The organism is Polynucleobacter sp. 39-46-10, from assembly GCF_002282275.1.
Window position 1 is genome coordinate 1 of record NZ_NCJB01000451.1, and the last position, 1,546, is coordinate 1,546.

Consider the following 1,546-nt stretch of genomic DNA (forward strand, 5'->3'; position numbering starts at 1 on the left):
TCTTCAAAGATCTTTTTGAACTGAGGGTTCTTGGCGGATTCCTCAGCGTAGGTTTCTTGGCTAGCCTTAAAGCAGGCATCCATAACTGAGGCATTGAACTTGCGCAATACTGCGCCACCTTGAACCAGTCGTTGTAACGCCGGTGGATTCAAGGCATCGTACTTGGCACACATATCAGTGTGAGCCTCAAAACAGGCTGCTTGCCATGCTGCTTGGTATGCTGGCGGCAATGAATCCCATTGCTTCTTATTTACCAAGAATGAGAGGCCCGCTGCGCCCTCCCAAAATGCGGGGTAGTAATAGTTTTTAGCAACCTTGGCTAGGCCTAACTTCTCATCATCATAAGGACCAACAAATTCTGCAGCATCAATCGTGCCTTTTTCTAGAGCTGAATAAATTTCGCCAGCAGGTAACTGTTGTGGCACTACACCCAACTTCGCAAGCACTTGACCCGCAAATCCAGCGATACGGAACTTAAGCCCCTTGAGATCTTCTGGCGATTTAATTTCTTTGCGAAACCAGCCACCCATCTGAGTGCCAGTTTGCCCACCCATGAAGTTCACTACGTTGTAACTAGCATAGAGTTCGCGCATCAACTTCATACCATTGCCATGCAACATCCAAGCGGATTGCTGACGCGCTGTCATACCAAAGGGCGCCGCAGTATCAAAAATAAAAGCGCTGTTCTTACCTAAGTAGTAATAGCTGGCAGTGTGCCCACACTCTACCGTACCATTTTGAACGGCATCCAATACTTGCAAAGCAGGAACCACCTCGCCCGCAGCAAATACTTTGACGTTGAACTTGCCATCAGTTGCTTTGCGCAAGGCGCTAGCAAATACTTCCGGTGTGCCAATTAAAGTATCCAATGATTTAGGAAAGCTCGAGACCAAACGCCAATTCAAGGTTGGCAAACTCTGCGCTATAGACGGAGTAGCTAATGCTGCTGCACCCGCACCAATAGTTGCCTTCTTTAAAAAGGAACGTCTTTGCATCTTCTTCTCCTTCAAAAATATTTTTGCTTTGTGTTGTTGACTCTATTTTTTGTTGTCTGGTGTTTTAGATTGCGATTACTTTATTTACCGCCAATCGTCATTGATCCAATTAAGATGGAGCCGGTTTCTTTTGTGCCACGAATCAGTGAATCACTACCAATCATCTGAATATCCATCAGCATATCGCGCAAGTTACTGGCAATCGTAATTCCCTCAACCGGGTACTGGATCTCACCGTTCTCTACCCAATAACCAAAAGCACCGCGAGAGTAATCGCCAGTGACGTAGTTCACGCCTTGGCCCATGAGCTCAGTAACTAGGAGGCCCGTACCCATTGCTTCCAAGAGTGCAGGTAATCCACCCTGAGGAGTCTTGCGACTTTGTATTGTCAGGTGATGAGAGCCACCAGCATTACCAGTAGTTTTCATGCCGAGTTTTCTGGCAGAGTAAGTGGATAAGAAATAGCCTTGCAAGATACCCTTGTCGACCACTGTTCTTGCCGTTGTCTTTACACCCTCTTCATCAAACGGTGCACTACCAGTCATCGACTT

The 1,546-nt window shown here is 46.8% G+C and carries 2 protein-coding genes; both read right to left on the reverse strand.

Annotation, left to right across the window (positions count from 1 at the left end; genetic code table 11):
• On the reverse strand, positions 1 to 995 hold a 995-nt coding region (gene dctP, locus B7X71_RS16695), incomplete at its 3' end, for a TRAP transporter substrate-binding protein DctP (RefSeq protein ID WP_293601561.1).
• 80 nt (positions 996 to 1,075) lie between these two features.
• Positions 1,076 to 1,546: metallopeptidase TldD-related protein (locus tag B7X71_RS16700; protein ID WP_293601562.1), on the reverse strand; the 471-nt coding region annotated here is incomplete at its 5' end.